The 19,864-nt window shown below is 65.3% G+C and carries 18 protein-coding genes; 2 read left to right on the plus strand and 16 right to left on the minus strand.

From position 1 onward, the window contains the following. Positions 1-93: 93 nt before the first annotated feature. From tatC to I6F36_RS00745, 9 genes are all read right to left on the minus strand, one after another. Complete coding sequence (gene tatC, locus I6F36_RS00705) at positions 94-906, minus strand: twin-arginine translocase subunit TatC (protein WP_036044242.1); 813 nt, start codon at positions 904-906, stop codon at positions 94-96. Continuing rightward, a complete protein-coding gene (tatB, locus tag I6F36_RS00710) occupies positions 903-1,397 on the minus strand; it encodes a Sec-independent protein translocase protein TatB (RefSeq protein WP_225125278.1) in 495 nt (164 codons plus the stop codon). The genes tatC and tatB overlap by 4 nt, the downstream gene beginning before the upstream one ends. A gap of 90 nt (positions 1,398-1,487) precedes the next feature. Next, entirely contained in the window at positions 1,488-1,721 is a 234-nt protein-coding gene (locus tag I6F36_RS00715; RefSeq protein WP_036012762.1) for a twin-arginine translocase TatA/TatE family subunit, read from the minus strand. A gap of 165 nt (positions 1,722-1,886) precedes the next feature. After that, positions 1,887-2,642 (minus strand): SMC-Scp complex subunit ScpB, encoded by a 756-nt coding sequence (gene scpB / locus I6F36_RS00720; protein WP_036012763.1) that lies wholly within the window; start codon positions 2,640-2,642, stop codon positions 1,887-1,889. A 21-nt stretch (positions 2,643-2,663) separates the two neighbouring features. Next, the gene (locus I6F36_RS00725; RefSeq protein ID WP_225125276.1) at positions 2,664-3,503 is read right to left on the minus strand and encodes a ScpA family protein; all 840 of its coding nucleotides are present in this window, start codon (positions 3,501-3,503) and stop codon (positions 2,664-2,666) included. Further along, positions 3,500-4,528 (minus strand): beta-N-acetylhexosaminidase, encoded by a 1,029-nt coding sequence (gene nagZ, locus I6F36_RS00730; RefSeq protein ID WP_036028239.1) that lies wholly within the window; start codon positions 4,526-4,528, stop codon positions 3,500-3,502. The genes I6F36_RS00725 and nagZ overlap by 4 nt, the downstream gene beginning before the upstream one ends. Positions 4,529-4,574: 46 nt before the next feature. Then, positions 4,575-6,134: an SPOR domain-containing protein gene (locus I6F36_RS00735; RefSeq protein WP_225125345.1), complete on the minus strand. Its 1,560-nt coding sequence runs from the start codon at positions 6,132-6,134 to the stop codon at positions 4,575-4,577. A 140-nt stretch (positions 6,135-6,274) separates the two neighbouring features. Continuing rightward, positions 6,275-8,065, minus strand: coding sequence for an arginine--tRNA ligase (argS, locus tag I6F36_RS00740; RefSeq protein WP_225170880.1), 1,791 nt, complete (start codon positions 8,063-8,065; stop codon positions 6,275-6,277). A gap of 9 nt (positions 8,066-8,074) precedes the next feature. Further along, positions 8,075-9,283 carry a deoxyguanosinetriphosphate triphosphohydrolase gene (locus I6F36_RS00745; RefSeq protein WP_225170881.1) on the minus strand — a complete coding sequence of 403 codons (1,209 nt, stop codon included), beginning with the start codon at positions 9,281-9,283 and terminating at the stop codon, positions 8,075-8,077. Positions 9,284-9,393: 110 nt separating this feature from the next. Between I6F36_RS00745 and erpA the strand changes: the two genes are divergently transcribed. Beyond that, positions 9,394-9,723, plus strand: coding sequence for an iron-sulfur cluster insertion protein ErpA (gene erpA, locus I6F36_RS00750; protein ID WP_024342679.1), 330 nt, complete (start codon positions 9,394-9,396; stop codon positions 9,721-9,723). A 5-nt stretch (positions 9,724-9,728) separates the two neighbouring features. Here erpA and I6F36_RS00755 read toward each other — a convergent pair whose 3' ends face one another. Further along, on the minus strand, positions 9,729-12,038 hold the full coding sequence (locus I6F36_RS00755; protein ID WP_225170882.1) for an ATP-binding protein: 2,310 nt from the start codon (positions 12,036-12,038) through the stop codon (positions 9,729-9,731). Between the two features lie 153 nt (positions 12,039-12,191). Between I6F36_RS00755 and xth the strand changes: the two genes are divergently transcribed. After that, positions 12,192-12,989 (plus strand): exodeoxyribonuclease III, encoded by a 798-nt coding sequence (xth, locus tag I6F36_RS00760; RefSeq protein WP_036028256.1) that lies wholly within the window; start codon positions 12,192-12,194, stop codon positions 12,987-12,989. Between the two features lie 15 nt (positions 12,990-13,004). Here xth and I6F36_RS00765 read toward each other — a convergent pair whose 3' ends face one another. From I6F36_RS00765 to I6F36_RS00790, 6 genes are all read right to left on the minus strand, one after another. Then, positions 13,005-13,832, minus strand: a complete 828-nt coding sequence (locus tag I6F36_RS00765; RefSeq protein WP_225112491.1) for a tetratricopeptide repeat protein — start codon at positions 13,830-13,832, stop codon at positions 13,005-13,007. Continuing rightward, a complete protein-coding gene (gene ilvD / locus I6F36_RS00770) occupies positions 13,819-15,540 on the minus strand; it encodes a dihydroxy-acid dehydratase (protein ID WP_036012786.1) in 1,722 nt (573 codons plus the stop codon). Before ilvD ends, I6F36_RS00765 begins: the two co-directional genes overlap by 14 nt. Positions 15,541-17,072: 1,532 nt before the next feature. Then, entirely contained in the window at positions 17,073-17,330 is a 258-nt protein-coding gene (locus I6F36_RS00775; RefSeq protein ID WP_036009816.1) for a hypothetical protein, read from the minus strand. Positions 17,331-17,451: 121 nt separating this feature from the next. After that, entirely contained in the window at positions 17,452-17,664 is a 213-nt protein-coding gene (locus I6F36_RS00780) for a hypothetical protein (RefSeq protein ID WP_109143656.1), read from the minus strand. A 151-nt stretch (positions 17,665-17,815) separates the two neighbouring features. Further along, positions 17,816-17,992, minus strand: a complete 177-nt coding sequence (locus I6F36_RS00785) for a hypothetical protein (RefSeq protein ID WP_192893196.1) — start codon at positions 17,990-17,992, stop codon at positions 17,816-17,818. A 123-nt stretch (positions 17,993-18,115) separates the two neighbouring features. Continuing rightward, entirely contained in the window at positions 18,116-19,852 is a 1,737-nt protein-coding gene (locus tag I6F36_RS00790) for an adenylate/guanylate cyclase domain-containing protein (protein ID WP_225170883.1), read from the minus strand. Positions 19,853-19,864: the final 12 nt, after the last annotated feature.

Raw genomic sequence — 19,864 nt, forward strand, 5'->3', positions numbered from 1 at the left:
GTGTTTCCCCGAGGGGCCGCGGCGTACTGGATTCCCCGCTCCAGTGCGCAATTGCGCACAAGGCGGGGAATGACACCGGTGGGCTTGGTCGCCCTACTCCGCCGGATTGGCCGGCGTCGACACGTCAGTGCCGGTGGCAGCCTGTGCGGCGGCCGCTTTCCTCTCCACCATCGCCACCGCGAGGATCGAGCCCTCGTAGAGCGCCATCAGCGGAAACGCGAGGGAGCACTGGCTGAGCACGTCGGGCGGCGTCAGCACGGCTGCGATCACGAAGGCCAAGACGATGAAATAGCGGCGCTTCTCGCGCAACATTGTCGAGCTGACGATGCCGATTCGCCCGAGCAGCGTCAGGATCACCGGCAGCTGGAAGGCGATGCCGAAGGCGAAGATCAGCGACATCATCAGCGACAGATATTCGCCGACCTTGGGCAGCAGCTGGATCTGCGCGGTCTCGTCGCCGCCGGTCTGCTGCATGCCGAGCGAGAAGCGCACCAGCATCGGCAGCACGACGAAATAGACCAGCGCCGCGCCCAGCACGAAGAAGAACGGTGTCGCGACAAGATACGGCAGGAACGCCTGCTTCTCGTGCTTGTAGAGCCCGGGCGCGACGAACTTGTAGATCTGCGTCGCCACGATCGGGAACGAGATGAAGCCGGCGCCGAACAGCGCCAGCTTGAGCTGGGTGATGAAATATTCGAGCAGCGCCGTGTAGATGAATTTCGAGTTCTCCGGCCCCGCAATCCACACGAACGGCCAGACAAGCACGTTGTAGATCTGCTTGGCGAAGAAGAAGCAGAAGATGAAGGCCAGGCCAAAGCCGAGCAGCGCCTTGATCAGCCGCGAGCGCAGCTCGATCAAATGGTCCATCAGCGGGGCTTTGCTGGCCTCGATATCGGCGTCGGTCATGACGCTTTGGCGTCCTTGATCGCTTCGGATGGCGCGGTGTCCTGCGCAACCTTTGCCTGTTCGACCTCACGGGTAATCGCGAGCGGCTCGTTCGCGGCCGCATGCGCTTCGGCTTCCATGAAGGTCGACGGCGTCGGGGTCTCCGGTGTCGTGGGCGTGACGGGCGGATCGACGGCAGTAGCGGCCGGCGTCTCGGCCGGCTTGTCCAGCGCATCGATGCGAAGCGCGTCGCTCACGTCCTTCTGGAGCGAGCTCATCGGATTGAAACCCGTGGCGGCTTCCTTGACCTCGTCGAAGCTTTTCTTGAGGTCGGCCATCTCGGCCTCACGCATCGCCTCCTGGAACTGGCCCTGGAATTCGGCCGCCATCTTGCGCGCCTTGCCCATCCACTGCCCGACCATGCGCAGCACGCCCGGCAGCTCTTTCGGGCCGATGGCGATCAGGGCCACGACCCCGATGAGGACCAGTTCACTCCACCCGATGTCGAACATGAGGTCTTCCGTTCACGCGAAGCCGGAGCCGGCCCAATCCCTTGCGCGCAGGATCGGGCCGCTACCCGCGTCTCGCGTGCTTCTTCCGGCTCAGACGGCCTTGCTGCCGACGTCGGACCGTGTCGCGGTCGGCGCAGCATTGTGCTCGATCGACTTCGCCGGCTCGGGCTTCTCGGCAGCCTTGTCGTCGTCCTGCATGCCCTTCTTGAACGCCTTGATGCCCTGAGCCACGTCGCCCATCAGATCCGAAATCTTGCCGCGGCCGAACAGCAGCAGGACCACTGCGATCACCAAGATCCAGTGCCAAATGCTGAGTGAACCCATCCTGCAACCCTCCAAACGCGCATGGCCGGGGACCCGGCCGATCTCACCGAAACCTAGGCTTGGCAGACCTCAAAAACAAGGACCAAGGCAGCGCCAATTCGCTGTCGGCGCTACGCAATCTTGCTAGTGTTAACTGGTCGCAGGGGCCCGTATTTCGCCGGTACGTCAGTCCTCGGCGCCGCCTTCGCTGCCACCCTCATTGCCGCCTTCTGGCGGGCTCTCAGGCTCGACCGCAGGCGCAAGGGCGAGATCGAGGTCATCGCCCGGTTCCAGCGGATCCTCGTCCTCCCGCAGGGCCGGATCATCCGACGGCGTCGGCACGCTGAACCCGGTGGGCAGACGCGAATCCAACAGTCCCGTTCCCTTCAGCTCTTCCAGGCCCGGCAGGTCGCCGAGCTGTTCCAGGGTGAACTGCGACAGGAACTCCTCGGTGGTTCCGAAGGTTAAGGGCCGGCCCGGCGTCTTGCGCCGGCCGCGCGGCTTGATCCAGCCGGTCTCCAGCAGCACGTCGAGCGTGCCCTTCGACGTGACGACGCCGCGGATCTCCTCGATCTCGGCCCGCGTCACCGGCTGGTGATAGGCGATGATCGCGAGCACCTCGATTGCGGCCCGCGACAGGCGGCGGGTCTCGGTGCTCTCCCGCGTCATCAGCCAGGCCAGATCGCCCGCGGTGCGGAACGTCCATTTGTTGGCGACGCGAACGAGATTGACGCCGCGCGAGGCATAATCGGCCTGCAACTGCTCGAGCGCAGCCTTGACGTCGACTCCCTCGGGCATGCGCTTGGCCAGCGTCGCGGTGTCCAGCGGTTCATTCGAGGCGAACAGCAGCGCCTCCAGCAGCCGCAACTCCTCGGGACGCGCCTGGGATTCGTTCTCCATCGGCTCGGCCTCTTCTACCCGCACTTCAGCCAGGCTTGCCATGGCAGATTCTCCTTCTTGCACTTAAGCGACCGGCGCATCAGGCGCAGGAGCTGCGTCCGGGACCGGTTTTGGGCGCCCCTTCCGGAAATAGATCGGCGCAAACGCTTCCTTCTGATTCAGCTCGAGCTGACCTTCGCGCACCAGTTCGAGCGCGGCGGCAAAGCTCGAGGCGAACACCGTCGCGCGCTGCGTCGGGTCGGCGACATGCCGGATCAGGAAGTCGTCGAGAACACCCCAATCGTCCTGCTCGGTGATGCTGCCGACCAGCCGCTCCAGCGTGGCACGTGCTTCGGCGAGCGACCACACCGTGCGCTTGGCCAGATGCACGCTCGCCAGCACGCGCGACTGGCGTTGCGCGGCATAGGCGGTGAGCAAATCATAGAGCGTGGCCGTGTATTTCGGGTGCTTGATCTCGGCGATGTGCTCGGGCGCGCCACGCGCGAAGATGTCGCGCTGCAATTGCGGCCTGTTCATCAGCCGGTTGGCGGCTTCGCGAATGGCTTCCAGGCGGCGCAGCCGGTTGGCGAGCGCCGTCGCCATCTGCTCGGCGCTCGGGCCTTCCGCGCTCGGCGGCTCCGGCAGCAGCAGGCGCGACTTCAGGAAGGCAAGCCATGCGGCCATCACCAGATAGTCCGCGGCGAGCTCCAGCCGGATCTTTCGCGCGGCTTCGATGAAATGGAGGTACTGGTCGGCGAGCGCGAGAATCGAAATCTTGGCGAGATCGACCTTCTGCTGCCGCGCCAGCGCAAGCAACAAATCGAGCGGGCCCTCATAGCCCTCGACGTCCACCACCAACGCCGGCTCACCCTCGGCGAGCTCTGCGGGCCGCCCGGTTTCGAACGATAGGATTTCTGCAGTCATGCCGATGCCGTGTTTGCCCGTGCGATCAATGCATCCAGTTCGGCGCGTGCGGCCACGCGGTCGAACGGCTGCGGCGGCTTGCGTGCGGCGAGCGCGGCGTTCGCCCGCTCCAGCGCCCCACCGGCCAGTTCAGGTGTCTCGCCGGCGACGTCGCGCATCTCCTCGATGTTGCCGTTGCAATGCAGGGCCACGTCGCAGCCGGCCGCGAAGATCGCGCGAGTCCGCTCGGCGATATTTCCCGACAGCGCGTTCATCGACACGTCATCACTCATTAACAAACCCTGGAACCCGATTGCGCCGCGAATCACGTCAGCAATCATTGTCGCAGATGTCGTCGCCGGATGGGCGGGGTCGAAGGCGCTAAACACAACATGTGCAGTCATGGCCATCGGCAGATCAGCCAGCGGCTTGAATGCGGCGAAATCGGTCCGCTCCAGCTCGTCCCGCGGCGTGTCGACGGTCGGCAGCTTGAAATGGGTGTCGGCGGTGGCGCGGCCATGCCCGGGAATATGCTTGAGCACCGGCAGCACGCCGCCCTGCTCCAGGCCCTCGGTGACTGCACGGGCGATGGCCGCGACCTTGCCCGGCTCCGTGCCGTAGGCCCGGTTACCAATGACCGCATCGGCGCCCGGCACCGGCACGTCGGCCAGCGGCAGGCAATCCACGGTGATGCCGAGATCGGCGAGATCGGCTGCGATCAGGCGGGCACTGAGGCGCGCCGCAGTGAGCCCGAGGGCCGAATCAGTGTCGTACAAATTCGCGAATACGGCCCCCGGCGGATAGACCGGCCAGTGTGGCGGCCCCAGCCGCTGCACCCGTCCCCCCTCCTGGTCGATCAGGACCGGCGCGTCGGGGGCCTTCGCGACCGAACGCAATTCTGCAACCAACGCAGCAACTTGTGCTGGTGTTGCGACATTACGCTTGAACAGGATGAAGCCCCATGGGCGTTCGGCACGGATAAACTCCCGCTCGGCGGCGGTCAGTTCCGTTCCGGATACGCCGGTAATGAAGGCCCGCGTGCTCATAACGGCCGATTAACTCTGCCCCGCGAGGGGGTCAAGGAAACGACCGTTAATTCCTCTGGACGAAGCAGGCAGACAGGCCTGCGGACTTCAGATTGTTGCAGGCTTGCGTCGCTTCCTCGGCCGAACCATAGGGGCCGGCGAAGGCGCGGTAGACGACTCCCTTGCCCTTGTCGGTGAGGTCGACACGCTTGATGACGGGCGAACGGGAGCCGAGCACGCTGCCGTATTTGCTCTGAAGCACCCGGTAGGATGCGGCGGCGCTATCCTCGCTCTGCTGCGAGGAGACTTGCACGATGTAGCCGCCACCGCTGCTGGTGGGCGCGATCTGCGTCGGGTTGGTCGCAGCTATCCGCTGCGGCGGCTCGGCCGCCGGGGACGATTGCGGCGCCAGCGACATCGGCTGGTTGGCGCTGGCATTGGCCGAGGTCGGCGGATTGCGCGGCGCGGCGGGCGCAACCGGCGCGGCAACGGGCTTCGGCGCCGCGGGCGCCGGCTTGGCGGCGGCCGATTGCGGCACGGCGCTATCGGTCTGATCGCCCTTCACCGCAACGGTCCTGATCGCGCGCGGCGAATTGTTCGGCAGCGTGCCGTTGCTCGGGCTCGGACCCGCGCTCGGCGGCGGCACGGTGGATGGTGACACGCTCGCCACCGAGGGCGGATTCGCATTCTGGTTCAGCGGCGGGAACACCACGCGCGGCCCGCCCGCCTTGGCGTTGACGTCGACGGGCGCCTCCTCGCGCGGCACGATCTTTTCAGTGCCGTCACCGCTGACCATGCGATCCGGCACCTTGGCCGCGGAGTCCGTCGGCGCCGGCACGATCTTGGTCGGGGTGTTGTCGGCCTTGATGATCGGCGGCTCGCCGCTGCGAGGCGAGCCGATATAGGTCTTGTAGGCGAATGCAGCACCGGTGCCGAGCACGGCAAGCGCCAGGATCGCCGCGACCGTCATCATGCCGCCGCGCTGCTTCTTCGGCTCCTCGACCTCGTCCTCCGGATAGTCGCTCTGGTCGGCGTAAGGGTCGTCGGGATAGGCCGGCTCGCGCTGATAGTCCTGCTCGCCTGTCTCCAGCCGACCATAGAGCGCATCGTCGTAGCGCGACGGATCGGGCTGCGCATACGGCTCCTGATAGGATTGCTCCTGGTAGGCCTGACCATGCTGCTGATAGGCCTGCTCCTGATGAGCCTGATCTTGATGAGCCTGATCTTGATAGGTGTCCTGATAGGCCTGGGGCTGATAAACGACAGGCTCGGGCGCGGCAGACTTGGCGGCGTAGCGATGCAGCGGGTGGACCGGGCTTACGGTGACCGGATAGTCAGGCTCCGGCGCGGGTGCCGGCTGCGGTTGCACGTTGGCACGCCGCATCCATGAGGGCGGCGACGGTGCCTGCTCCGCGTGGTCCTGCTGATCGTCGAGCTGGCGGTAATCGTGGTCCTGATAGCTCTGGGCGGGCGCCGCGGGCGGACGCGACTGCGCCGCAAACGGATCGGTCTGCCCGATCAGACGGGCGAGCTCGGCCAACGGATCGCTATCCGCCTTCCCATGCTGGTCGCCGCCGCGACCATAGTCATCGGAAGGAAACGGTCTGTCCTGATATCGTTCGGCCATCGTGATGATGCGTCCCTTCGGGAAAGCCGCGCGCCCCTCGACCAAGGCACGGCTTTCGACCCACAAGGCTTTCAACCAAGTCTAAGCGATCCGGCTTCTGCCGGTTACCCCCGAATTCCCCTTAAGTAGTTCGCCCCAAACTACCGCATCTCGTCCGGGGCATGGACGCCGAGGATGGCGAGGCCCGATGCCAGGACCGAGACGACGCCCTGGACCATTGCCAATCGCGCCTTTGTAAGATCTGCATCATTATTGATAATGAAGCGTAAATAGGGCAAATCGCGCCCTTTCGTCCAAAGCGCATGAAATTCGCTGGCTAAATCATAGAGATAAAAGGCAATTCGGTGCGGCTCATGGGCCGCGGCGGCAGCTTCCAGCATGCGCGGATAAATTGCGAGGCGCTTAAGAAGATCGAGCTCGACGGGGTCCGACAACCGTTCCACCGCCGACTCAGCGAGCCATGCGATCCGCGCGCCGGCATCCTCTGGGAGTTCCGGGAACACCTCGGCCCGCGCGTTACGGAAGATCGAATGGCCGCGCGCATGGCCGTACTGGACGTAGAACACCGGGTTGTCCCGCGACTGTTCCATGACCTTGGCGAGGTCGAAATCGAGCACCGCGTCGTTCTTGCGGTACAGCATCATGAAGCGGACGGCGTCCTGGCCGACTTCATCCACCACGTCACGCAAGGTGACGAAGTCCCCGCTCCGCTTGGACATCTTCACCGGCTCGCCGTTGCGCAGGAGCTTCACGAGCTGGACGATCTTGACGTCCAGCGATCCCTTAGCCGACGTCGTCGCCTTCACCGCCGCCTGCATGCGCTTGATGTAGCCGCCGTGATCGGCGCCCCAGACGTCGATCATCTCGGCAAAGCCGCGGTCGAACTTGTCCTTGTGATAGGCGATGTCGGAGGCGAAGTAGGTGTAGGAATTGTCCGACTTGATCAGCGGACGATCGACGTCGTCGCCGTAGGCGGTCGCCCTGAACAGCAGCTGCTCGCGGTCTTCCCAATCCTCGACCGGCGCGCCCTTCGGCGGCGGCAGGCGGCCTTCGTAAATGTCGCCCTTGGCCTTCAGGAAATCGATGGTCTCGGCGACCTTGTTGTTGCCGGTCTCGATCAGGGAGCGCTCGGAGAAGAACACGTCGTGGCGGATGTTGAGGGCGGCGAGATCGTCCTTGATCTCGTCCATCATCATCGCGATCGCCTTGGCGCGCACGGTCGGCAGCCACTGGGCCTCGCTCATCGCGAGCAGCTTGTCGCCATGCTCCGTCGCCAGCGCCTGCCCGACCGGCTTGAGGTAGTCGCCGGGATAGAGCCCTTCCGGGATCGCGCCAATATCCTCGCCGAGCGCTTCGCGATACCTCAGGAAGGCTGAGCGCGCGAGCACGTCGACCTGGGCGCCGGCGTCATTGATGTAATATTCGCGCGTGACATCGTGGCCGGCGAACTGGAGCAGGCTCGCCAGCGCGTCGCCGAACACGGCGCCGCGGCAATGGCCGACATGCATCGGCCCGGTCGGATTGGCGGAGACGTATTCGACATTGACCTTGGTGCCGCCCCGGATGCGGCCGTAATCGGCGCCTTCGCGCAGCACCGTACGCAGCGCCTCGGCCCAGGCGGCCGGCTTCAGCGTCAGATTGATGAAGCCGGGACCGGCGACATCGACCCTGGCGATGAGGGCGTCGGCACGCAGCCGTTCGGCAATCTGCTCGGCGAGATCGCGCGGCTTTGCCTTTGCCTCTTTCGCAAGCACCATGGCGGCGTTGGTCGCCATGTCGCCATGGGAGGCATCGCGCGGCGGCTCGACCACCACGCGGGAGAAATCGATGCCCTCGGGCCAGCTGGACTCCGCCGCAAGCGCGCGGCAGGCGCCGTGCACGCGTGCGAGCACGTCAGCGAACAGATGCAGCGATGAGGATGTCTGGGGCATGGCCGCCGCCTAACGCAAATCCGGGGTCGAGTCAAAGAGCCGCTGGTGCTCGGTCAGGGCGAAACGGTCGGTCATTCCGGCGATGAAATTGCCGATCCGGCGGGCCCGGTCGCCCTCATCGTCCGCCTCCGACCCCAGCAGCCATTCCGGCGGCAGCTCGCTGGGAGATGTCAGGTATTTTGCGAACAGGTCAAACAGGATCTGCTCGGCCTCGCCCATCACCCGCATCACCCGCGCGTGGCGGTACATGTGCTGGTACAGGAAGCGTTTGATGGCGGCCTCTTCCTCGGCCACTTCGGCGGGGAACGCGACCAGCGCCCGGCTCTGCCGGCGGACATCCTGGGCCGATTGCGGCTTCACGGCCGCGAGGTTCTTCCCTGTCTCCGCAAACACCGCTCCGATCAGGTGCGAGATCAGCTCGCGCACCAGCTCAGCACCGCGCCGGACGTCTTCAAGATCGGGATAATGCGCCGCAGTCTCGGCGATGATCTCCGCCGTCAGCGGCATCACCTTGAGATCGTCGAGCTGGAACAGGCCGGCGCGCAGACCGTCATCGATGTCGTGGGCATCATAGGCGATGTCGTCGGCGATCGCGGCGACCTGCGCCTCCAGCGAGGCGAAGCTCCACAATTCGAGATCGTAGGTCTTGACGTAGTCGGCGATCCCGACGGGAACGCCATGCTCGCGGTAGCCCCCGACCGGGGCGCCGCTGCGGTCGGTCAGCGGACCGTTATGCTTGACGATGCCTTCCAGCGATTCCCAGGTCAGGTTGAGCCCGTCGAACTCGGGATAGCGGTGCTCGAGCGAAGCCACGACGCGCAGCGTCTGGGCATTGTGGTCGAAGCCCCCGAACGCCTTCAGACAGGCGTCCAGGGCCCGCTCGCCGGCATGCCCGAACGGCGGATGACCGAGATCGTGCGCGAGCGCCAGAGTTTCGGTGAGGTCCTCGTCGAGCCCGAGCTGGCGGGCCAGCGCGCGGGCGATCTGGGCCACCTCCAGCGAATGGGTCAGCCGGGTGCGGTAGTGGTCGCCCTCGTGGAACACGAACACCTGGGTCTTGTACTTGAGGCGGCGGAACGCGGTGGAATGGATCACCCGATCGCAATCGCGCCGGAACGGGCTGCGGGTCCGGCTCGGAGGCTCGGCGACCAGCCGGCCGCGGCTGCGATCGGGGTCGCAGGCATAGGGCGCGCGGGGGGCTGCCATTCCGACGGACACGGCGAATTTAGTCCCTATCCATTTGATTCTGCGTATGGTGGCACTTAACTATGTCGGGCGAGGGATACCAAATGAATTGGGTATGACGCCGGGACTATCGGAGACCAGCAATGACGACTGCCGTGACCATCAGCGACCGGGCCGCACGCCGGATTGGGGAGATCCTCAAGGGCGAAGGCTCGGGCGCGATGCTGCGCATTTCGGTCGAGGGCGGCGGCTGCTCCGGCTTCCAGTACAAGTTCGACATCGACCGCGCCCGCACCGACGACGATCTCGTGATCGAGCAGGACAATGCGGTGGTGCTGGTCGATTCCGCCTCCCAGCCGTTCCTGGCGGGGTCGCAGGTCGATTTCGTCGACGACCTGATCGGCGCCTCGTTCCGCGTCAACAATCCCAACGCCACCGCGTCCTGCGGCTGCGGGACGAGCTTCTCGGTCTAGCGCGCCTACGCGCCCGTTATCTCCCTTTCCTCGTCCGTCCAGGCCACCTCGACCGGCATCAACGTCGGCTGGAGCGGTGCGTCCTCCGACATGACGTGACCGTCCAGCGCCCGCAGGAGCGCTCCGACCAGTGCCGGCTTGCGCAGCGGCTTGGCCAGGAAGTCCGACATGCCGGCTTCGCGGCAGATCTTGATGTCCTCGGGGAAGGCATTGGCGGTCAGCGCGATGATCGGCATGGCTTCGAAGCGCTCGCCTTGCGCGCGGATCGCGCGGGTGGCGGCGAGCCCGTCCATGTCGGGCATGCGCACGTCCATCAGCACGACGTCGTAATTGCCCTCGCAGGCTGCCGCGACGGCTTCGGTCCCGTCGGTGACGACACGCAGCTCGATGTCGAATGCCCCCAGCATCTTGCTCACGACCATGCGGTTGACCGCATCGTCCTCCGCGACCAGCACCTTCAGCGGCCGGTCGAGACCGGAGATCCGGGCCTGGAGCTCGTCGGCTTCGTCGCGGCCGCCAGCCTGATCGGACGCCTGCGCCTGGCTCCAGGGCAGGACCAGCGTGAAGCGGAAGGTCGAGCCCTCTCCCGGCGTCGAGATGACGCCGATCGTGCCGCCCATCTGCTCGATGATCCGCCTGCTGATGGCAAGGCCGAGGCCAGTGCCGCCGAAGCGACGGCTGATCGAGGCATCAGCCTGGGCGAAGTCGCTGAACAGCAGGTCGAGCTTGTCGGGCGCGATACCGATGCCGCTGTCGGTCACCGTCCATTCGACGGTCGCCAGCAGGTCGCGCCGCGCCTGGCAGGTCGCCGATATCGTCACCTCGCCTTCGTCGGTGAACTTCACCGCGTTGGAGGCGAGATTGAGCAGCACCTGGCGGATGCGCGCGACGTCGCCGCGGAGCGTCGGCGGCAGGTTCGGATCGAGCTCGACCTTGACCGTGAGCCCCTTGCTCTTGGCGCTGGCGCGCACCACGGTCGCAACCGTCTCGACCAGCGCCTGCGGCGCGAAGTCGATCGCCTCGAACTGGAAGCGGCCTGCTTCCAGCTTGGAGAGGTCGAGAATGTCGTTGAGGATGCGCTGGAGGTTGTCGCCGGACTCGCGGATCGTGGTGACGGCCTCGCGCTGCTCCGGATCGAGCCTGGTTTCGAGGAGCATGCTGGCAAGACCGAGCACGCCGTTCATGGGCGTGCGGATCTCGTGGCTCATCACCGCCAGGAAGTCTGACTTGGCGCGGCTTTCGGCCTCGGCCTTTTCCGCGCGCCAGCGTTCGGTGACGTCGCGCCCGAAGCCGCGATAGCCGAGGAAATGACCGTCACGATCATGGGCCGGCTTCGCCGTCAGCGACCACAGCCGGGCCTCGCCGCCGGCGACGACCTTGAGATTCATCTCGTGCAGCGGCTCGGCCTGCTCCATCAGGCCGACGATGTTGTAGGCCGCTGACTTGTCCTCGGGGCAGAGCATGTCGAGCACGTCGGCGAACTGCGCGCCTTTCAGCAGCGGAAGCGGCAGCTGCGCGACGTCCGCGAAGCGTTGCGGCACGTCGACGAGACGTCCCTCTGCATCGGTCTGCCAGAGCCAGTCGCTGGCGTTCTCCTGAAAATCCTTCAGCAGCAGCGAGATGATCTCGGTCTGGCGCTCGAGCTCGAGCTGGGCCTTGAGATTGCCGAGGAAGAGGTTGCCCTGGGAGACGATGTTACGCGCCATGAAAAATGCGAACAGCAGCAGGAACACGGCGGTCACCAGATATGGGCCGGTGCCGCACAGGAGGAGCGCGCCGGCGCAGGCGATCGTCATGGTCGCGAGATAGACGAGGCCCGCGCGCGGGAAGGTCGAGAGCGTGAAAGCGCCGCCGGACATCATGCCGACCATCAGGCAGGCCAGGAGCAATTGACTGGTCGGCTCGATGCGGCTGAACAGAGCGAGCGGCAGCGCGCCCCAGATCGCGGCGAGAAAAAACGCCTGCCGCAGCATCTGCCGCGCCGCGTGCGGCGATGTCTCCTGCGGCGGGTTCTGATGCGACTTGTGCCACGCGCGCACCGCGAGCGAAGCGGTGGCGGCGAGCGTCAGGCCCCAGATCGCGAGGAAGTCGTTCCAGCCCCTGCCCCAGAACAGGATCAGCACGATGGCGACGTTCAGCATCGTCACGGCCATCGTCACAGGGATCAGCTGGGTCACCGCGTCGATCTGCTTGGCGCGGATGCGGCGGATCTCGCGCTCGCTGAGATCGGCGGTCAGACCGTCCTCGATCTCGAAGCCGCCGAGCCAATACAGGAACGCGCCGATCAGGCCGTCACGCGGCTGAGTTCGATTCATCGCCTTGTCCGGCCATCCATCCGAGGAACCTCTTGACGAACAATGGCCTGCGGCCTGCTTAAGCCGGGTTAATTTTGTGGGAGATTTTGCGGCCGGCTTGACGGGTGCGTTTGCATTTTGTTCTAACCAAGACCCCCGCCCGGAGCCCTGCCAATGCCCATCAGAGTAGCCACCTGGAACGTGAACTCGGTCCGGCAGCGGATCGATCTGCTCCTGACCTGGCTGAAAGAGTGCCAGCCGGACATCGTCTGCCTGCAGGAGATCAAGTGCGTCGACGAGGCCTTTCCGCGGCTGGAGATCGAGGCACTCGGCTACAACGTGGTGACGCACGGGCAGAAGACGTTCAACGGCGTCGCCCTGCTCTCCAAGCTCAGGTTCGACGAGACCAAGTCGGGCCTCGCCGGCGACGACGAGGATAGCCATGCCCGCTTCCTCGAAGGCGTGGTGACGCTGAAGCGAGGGGTGCTGCGCATCGCCTGCCTCTATCTGCCCAATGGCAATCCGGTCGGGACCGATAAATATCCCTACAAGCTCAAATGGATGTCGCGGCTTCTTGATTATTCGAAGGAGCGACTCAAGGAGGAGGTCCCGCTGATCCTGGCCGGCGACTTCAACGTCATCCCGCATGCCCGCGACGTGCACAATCCGGCCGCCTGGACCGAGGACGCGCTGTTCAAGACCGAGACGCGCGAGAGCTTCCAGTCCCTGCTCGGCCTCGGCCTCAGCGACGCCTTGCGCGCCGTCACCGACGAGGGCGGGCTCTACACGTTCTGGGACTACCAGGCCGGGGCCTGGCAGAAGAACCAGGGGCTGCGGATCGACCACCTGCTGCTGTCGCCGCAGGCCAGCGACAAGCTCGCCAATGTCGGCATCGACAGCTATGTGCGCGGCTGGGAGAAGCCGTCGGATCACGTGCCGGTGTGGGCGGATCTCGATCTCGAGGCGGCTTAAGGCCGCCTCAGCCGATCACTCCCGACGCCCCTGCACCCATTGCTCCAGCATTTGCAGGGCCATGGCGCGGTCGTCGTCGGAGGCCTTGGCGAAGGCGCGGTTGTAGCTTTCCTTGATCCAGACCTCGTCGGCACCGGCGCTGTCGCGCGCCAGCGTCAGCCACATCAGGCCGCGTGCGGCCTGCCGCGGCAGGCGGTCGCCGTTGAACAGCATCTGACCGAGCAAGGCCTGGGCCTGATGCTGGCCCTTCTGCGCCGCGAGGCCAAGCCAGCGCGCGCCATAGCGGTAGTCCTCGCGCGAGGCGTCCGGGGTCTTCAGGTACAGACGGGCGAGGTCGTACTGCGCGTCCGCGTTGCCGAAATAGGATGCGGCATAGGAGAACATCTCGCGGGCGCGGTCCGGGTCGGCCTTGACCTTCGAATTCGGGATGCCGGCCAGATAGTAGCGGCCGAGGGCGACGAAGGCGTTGGCCACGATCTGCGCCTGCGGCGCCGACGGGCTGTCCTCGGCATGCGCGTTGGCGATCCGGCTGAAATATTCGAAGGCACGCAAATCGTCCTGGGCGACGCCGTCGCCGTTGGCGTACATGCGGCCGAGCTTCCATTGCGCGATGGGGTGGCCGCCCTCGGCGGCATATTGCAAGGCGGTGAGCGAGGTTTCCTGGGTCGCGACCTGCGGCGGAACCTTGGTGCGCACCGCACCCGCAGCGCCGGGCAAGGTCGTCACGACCGGGATGGTGGCATCCTTCGGGTTGACCGGCGCACCGTCGAAGGCGAACGCCGGCGCGGCCAGCGCAGCCGCCCCCAACACAAACGCAACTGTGGCACGCCTAAATGTCCGCATAGCACTGTTTCTCGTGCGCGCCGCCCGGATGGGTCACTGCCCCCCCGACCGCCGGTCCAACCTGCTGAGCATATTTCCAGAGCGCACCCGACGTGTGGTTAGTCGCGCGGGCGCTCCATTTGGTTCTGCGCTGGGCGAGCTCGGCGTCGCTCAATTTTACGTTAAGGGTACCGGCCACCGCGTCGATCTCGATGACGTCGCCGTCCTCGAGCAGCCCGATCGGGCCGCCGACCGCCGCCTCCGGCCCGACATGGCCGATGCAGAAGCCGCGGGTGGCGCCGGAGAAGCGGCCGTCGGTGATGAGCGCGATCTTGCCGCCCATGCCCTGGCCGGTCAGCGCTGCCGTGGTCTGGAGCATTTCCCGCATGCCGGGACCGCCCTTCGGCCCCTCGTAGCGGATCACGATGACTTCGCCTTCGCGGTAGGTGCGGTTCTGGACCGCCTCGAACGCGTCCTCCTCACGGTCGAAGCACCTGGCCGGACCGGTAAACCTGAGGTTGGACATTCCCGCGACTTTCACGATCGCACCTTCTGGCGCCAAATTGCCCTTCAGGCCGACCACACCGCCTGTCACGGTGATGGGCTTGTCTGCCGGGTGCACCACGTCCTGGTGCGGATTCCATTTCACGCTCTTGAGGTTTTCGGCGATCGTGCGGCCCGTGACGGTAAGGCAATCACCGTGCAGGAAGCCGTTGTCGAGCAGCGTCTTCATCAGAAGCGGTATGCCACCTACTTCAAACATGTCTTTGGCGACATAACGGCCACCCGGCTTCAAATCCGCGACATATGGTGTCTTTTTGAAGATTTCAGCGACGTCGAACAGGTCGAACTTGATGCCGACCTCGTGCGCGATCGCAGGCAGGTGCAGCGCAGCATTGGTCGAGCCGCCGGATGCAGCGACCACGGCGGCCGCATTCTCCAGCGCCTTGCGGGTAACGATGTCGCGCGGCCGGATGTTCTGGGCGATCAGGTCCATCACCTTCTCGCCCGCGGTCATGCAAAAGGCGTCACGGATTTCATACGGTGCGGGGGCACCGGCCGAGTAAGGCAGCGCGAGGCCGATCGCCTCAGACACGGTCGCCATGGTGTTGGCGGTGAACTGCGCGCCGCAGGCGCCGGCCGAGGGACAGGCGACGCGCTCGATCTCGTCGAGGTCCTCGTCCGACATGGCGCCGACCGAATGCTTGCCGACCGCCTCGAACATGTCCTGCACGGTGACCTGCTGCCCGCGGAAATTGCCGGGCAGGATCGAGCCGCCATAGATGAAGATCGAGGGCACGTTGAGGCGGACCATCGCCATCATCATGCCCGGCAGCGACTTGTCGCAGCCGGCGAGCCCGACGAGCGCGTCATAGGCATGGCCGCGCACGGTCAGCTCGACCGAATCGGCGATGCATTCGCGCGACGGCAGCGAGGAGCGCATGCCGTCATGGCCCATGGCGATGCCGTCGGTCACGGTGATGGTGCAGAATTCGCGCGGCGTGCCGCCGGCGGACGCGACGCCTTTCTTCACCGCCTGCGCCTGACGCATCAGCGCGATGTTGCAGGGAGCAGCTTCGTTCCAGCACGAGGCGACGCCGACGAAGGGCTGGTGGATCTGCTCGGTGGTCAGACCCATGGCGTAGAAATAGGACCGGTGCGGCGCGCGCGCAGGGCCTTCCGTCACGTGACGGCTCGGCAGCCTTTGCTTGTTGATCTTCGCGCCCATCGCAACCAGCTTCTCCGGCCAACCCTTTCAGACCCGAAAAATCAGAGCCAAGATTTGAATCGACCTTGGGATTTTCTCGTCGCCTTCGAAGACCGCCACTGCCCTTAAAACATTAGAGCGATTTTATTCATGTTCGGGTGTGGCCAAAAAGCGGCGGCGATGCGAACCGCCGGTGATAAGGGTTAAATCCGATGTGGGTGTTGCACAGACAGCACAATCGTTACCGGGAAGACACGGGTCTGCTTACGCAGATACCTCGCTAAAGTGACGATCCACAACCTGAGATCTTTCGGAAGGCACAGAACATCCGCTCTGGACGACAGGCGGGCATTCCCGAAGTGAGTCGGCGGCGGCCCCACGCGAAGCGATGCGCATCGCCCGTGTCCGGACAAGCTGCAACGCGTGGAGCGTTGCGGCGCAGAGCCGGGACCCAGGGCGACATGGTACGGCGCAGATGGATGGGCCCCGGCTCGGCAGCGCATCGTCGAACCGGACGATGCTTCGCATCGCCGGGGGGACGCTGCGCTGCGTCCGGGGCACGAGAGAGTTTAGCGCTCGCACTCTCCTCCTCGTTGCGAGGAGCCCTTGCGACGAAGCAATCCAGATTCCCGCCGCGGAAAGATTCTGGATTGCTTCCGCCTTCGCCAAAGGCTTCGGCGGACAAGTTGCTGCGCTCGCAATGACGGAGTGTGAGGCGACGCTGCGTTCTCCAAGTAACACTGTCATTCCCCGCCTTGTACGCAATCGCGCACTGGAGCGGGGAATCCAGTACGCCGCGGCCTCTCGATTCAATCACTGGCGTCTCGGAGTACTGGATCGCCTGGTCAAGCCGGGCGATGACACCGAATGTGTGGACGCAGACGTGCGTACTCGGCCTCGCGGCTGCTTCGCCCGAGCTTTGCTTCGTCTCGCCGCCCTCAGATGCAAGAGGGCGCAGGGAAGGCCGGGTGCCGGCGGCACCCGCGGTCCGCTGCGCTAGAGCACACGCAGGAAGAACCGCACAGCAGCATACAGGTGAAGCCCAACACACGGCCTTCCCTGCGCGATGGTCGGACGGCTTATGCCGCGCTCTCCCGGGAGCCGAGTTCCCTCTGGCCTCCCTCGCTCCCGCGAAAGTCACCGGCGCCGCGCCGGTTGACGCGAGGGCCGCATTCGCCAGAGCTTGACCGTAGCAACGACGGCCAGGACCACACGGTTTTGCCGTACGCGCGGTTCGTTGGCGCCGCAGGGTTCGACGGCGTTGTGCACGTTGCCATCGAAATGCCGGCGCGACGAACCTGACAGCGCCGCTCGTCCGTACGAAGCCTCGGGCTCACGGAGAGCAATCCGCCCCACCCTTGGCCTCTCGTACACGACGCTGCCGCGTCCACCGCAAGCCCGGCTCGCGACAATGACGACCTCATGATCGCCCCTCGAGATTGAGCCGGGATGGGCGACACATACGTCATTTCCGAATTTCGGTAAAGCGGAATATTTTTATGCGGGCAGATTGACAGAGAAGCGAAACACCGACGAGACGGCGACGCCGAACATCAGGACCGCCCGCGCGAGCGTTGCGCCTGGGCCCAGGCGACAGCGACATCGCGTGGCGGGGCATCGACGCGCTTGATGGGGGTCAATTCGCCGGAGGCCGAGACGATCGCCGTTTCTTCGCGGCGGCAACGCGTGCAGACGAAGCGGACCTCGTGCGGCGACGCCGACCAGCTCGACCGTTTCACATTGGCCGCCATCGGCCAGGCATCGCAATGCGAGCACGACACCAGAAATCGACCGGGATCGAGCATACCCATTCCATTGGACTCCGCGTCCTGCCGCCTCCTTCAATGATTAATGCATGTGAATCGTTCCGGTGCTCCAGCACCGCCGGCATTGGCTCGAGGGCCCTACCGGTTCCGCGCATCCGCAAAGTGCTCAGCGGGCGCCCTTGAGGGTGCAGGAGGTCGTGCAGGTGACCGTCGTGCCGCGGTCGCACGTTTTGCAGGCGCTGACGCACTGGTTCATGTCGCGTGGATTGTAGCTGTAGTTGCGCAACGGACAGGCCGGATTCGTCGAGCCGGTGATGTCCTGCTCCTGATCGCAGGCCGCCGTCATGAGCGCGAATATGATCACTGCAACGAGGCGCATGGGATTGCCCTGTCAGACATGGCAAATCACACTCACGAGGCGCGCTGCATTGCAGCGAACCCCGGCCTTCCCACCAACGAGTGTCACCGACCGGCGATGCTCGCTTGCTCCAAGGATGCGCGCCAAACGTTAAGAACGGATTTCAGCCGGCTCAGGCCGCAGCCGTCGTCGCGATCGCCTGCCGGATATCGACGGCCAGCTGACGGTACTGTTCCCCGAGCTTCAAATAGAACTCGCGCTTGCTGCTGTCGGTGGCGAGCTTGGCGATCAGCTCGCATTCGGCGCTGAGCGTCTCGAACCGTTCCAGCCTGTCTTCGAGATGTGTCATCGGCGTGTCCCCATCAGACGCCTCATGGACATCCAACCTAAGCCCGGGAAATAGGTCACGGCGAACATCGTTATGGAGTAGCATCTTTTTTTCCGGCGCGGCGTGCCCGACCGCAAAGCACGGCTATTTCTGCTCCAGCCGCCAGACGCCGTCCCAATCGGGATCCGGCGGATTGGCCACAAATTGAGCGATGCGGCCGAGCATCGTGCGCGAGGGGCCGTCGCCGGGGACCGCCTCGAGCGCCGCGTTGAAGGCGGCGCGGGCCTCGTCGAAGCGCCGCGCACGATAGGCGGCGAGACCATCGGCATAATGCGTGCGCAAGCTCACTTGCGCATCGCTGAGCGCGCCCGGTCTCGCCATCAGCTCGAAGATCGCCTGCGGCGCGCTTTGGCCCGCGACCGCCAGACGATCGATCTCGCGCAATTCCAGGCGCGATCCGATCCCGTCCGCGGTCGCCTGCGAGATCAGGATGCGGGTGCCGTAGACCTTGTTGACGGCCTCCAGCCGCGAGGCGAGATTCACGGCATCGCCCATCACGGTGAAGCTCATCATCAGCTCGGAACCGATACTGCCGGTCAGGACCTCGCCCGTGGCGATGCCGACGCGAAGATCGCACGGCGCCGGCATGGCGCGGATGCCGAGCAGGTCCGGCAGCTGCTTCTGCAGCGCGGGCACCTGATCGGTCATCTCGACGGCGGCGAGCCCTGCGAGCAGACCCTGCTCCTCCTCCTCGATGAAGGGCGGCCCCCAATAGGACATGATGGCGTCGCCGATATATTTGTCGATGATCCCGCGATTGTTCCTGATGGGAGCAGACATCACGGTGAAGTAGTGGTTCATCACCTTGACGAGGCCGCGCGGCGTCATGCCCTCGCTCATCGAGGTGAAGCCGCTCATGTCGCAGAACAAGATGGTCATCACCCGGCGCTCACCGTCGATGGCGACCTCCGGCCGGTCGATCAGGCCCTGCACCACCTTCGGGTCGATGTAACGGCCGAAGGTCTCGCGAATGCGCTCGTTGTGCCTGAGCTGCTCGATCATGCGGTTGAAGGCGGCAGCGAGCTCGCCGATCTCGTCCTGTGTCGAGACGGTGATGGGCTTGTCGAACCGGCCCGCCTCGACCTCGCGGGCGCCGGCCAGCAGCAGGCGCACCGGTCGCGTGATGCCGCTACTCACCAGCAGCGCAAACACGAAGCCGACGATCGCCGCGAGCAGGGTTACGACCCCCGACACGATGATGGTCTGGTGCTGGCGGCCGATCACCTGAGACGTCGAGAAATAGACCTGCGCCAGCATGTCGGCGCGGATCGCATCGACCTTCCGGTTGAACGCATCGCGCAGCGTGTCGAGGTGTTCCAGCGTGCCGCGGGCCGCGGCCATATCCTTGGCGTCGACCTGCTTGAGCAGTTTCGCATTGCCCTCGTCCAGATCGCGCCGCAGCTCGGTGACGGAGCTTTCGATCCGGACGTCGAGCCGTGCCAGCGCGGCGTTGTCGGAATACGTCCTGGGGTCGTCGATGATCGCGTTGATGAGCTTGCGAGCGGCCTCGGCCTCCCGCTCGAAATTGCGGTCCAAGGCCTCGAAGTCGCGAAGCCGCGCCGCGTAGGCCTCCTCGTCCGACGGCGCCTCCATCCTGGTCATCACCATCCGCCGCTGCGCCAGCGCCCGTTCCAGCGAGCGGATGTTCGCGCGCGCCAGATGGCTATAGGCCGGGATGTAGCGGTTGGTCAGCTCGTCGAGCAAAATGCCGACCTGGCTGGACATCACCATCGACAGGATCGAGGTGACCAGCATCAGGACGATCAATCCGAGCGCGATGCCGACGATCTTGCGCCGGATCGACTGGTTGAAAATCGGCATAGGTACAAGGCA

Origin of the sequence: Bradyrhizobium sp. BRP19, from assembly GCF_020194195.1 — a bacterium.
In the GTDB taxonomy this organism is placed as follows: domain Bacteria; phylum Pseudomonadota; class Alphaproteobacteria; order Rhizobiales; family Xanthobacteraceae; genus Bradyrhizobium; species Bradyrhizobium yuanmingense.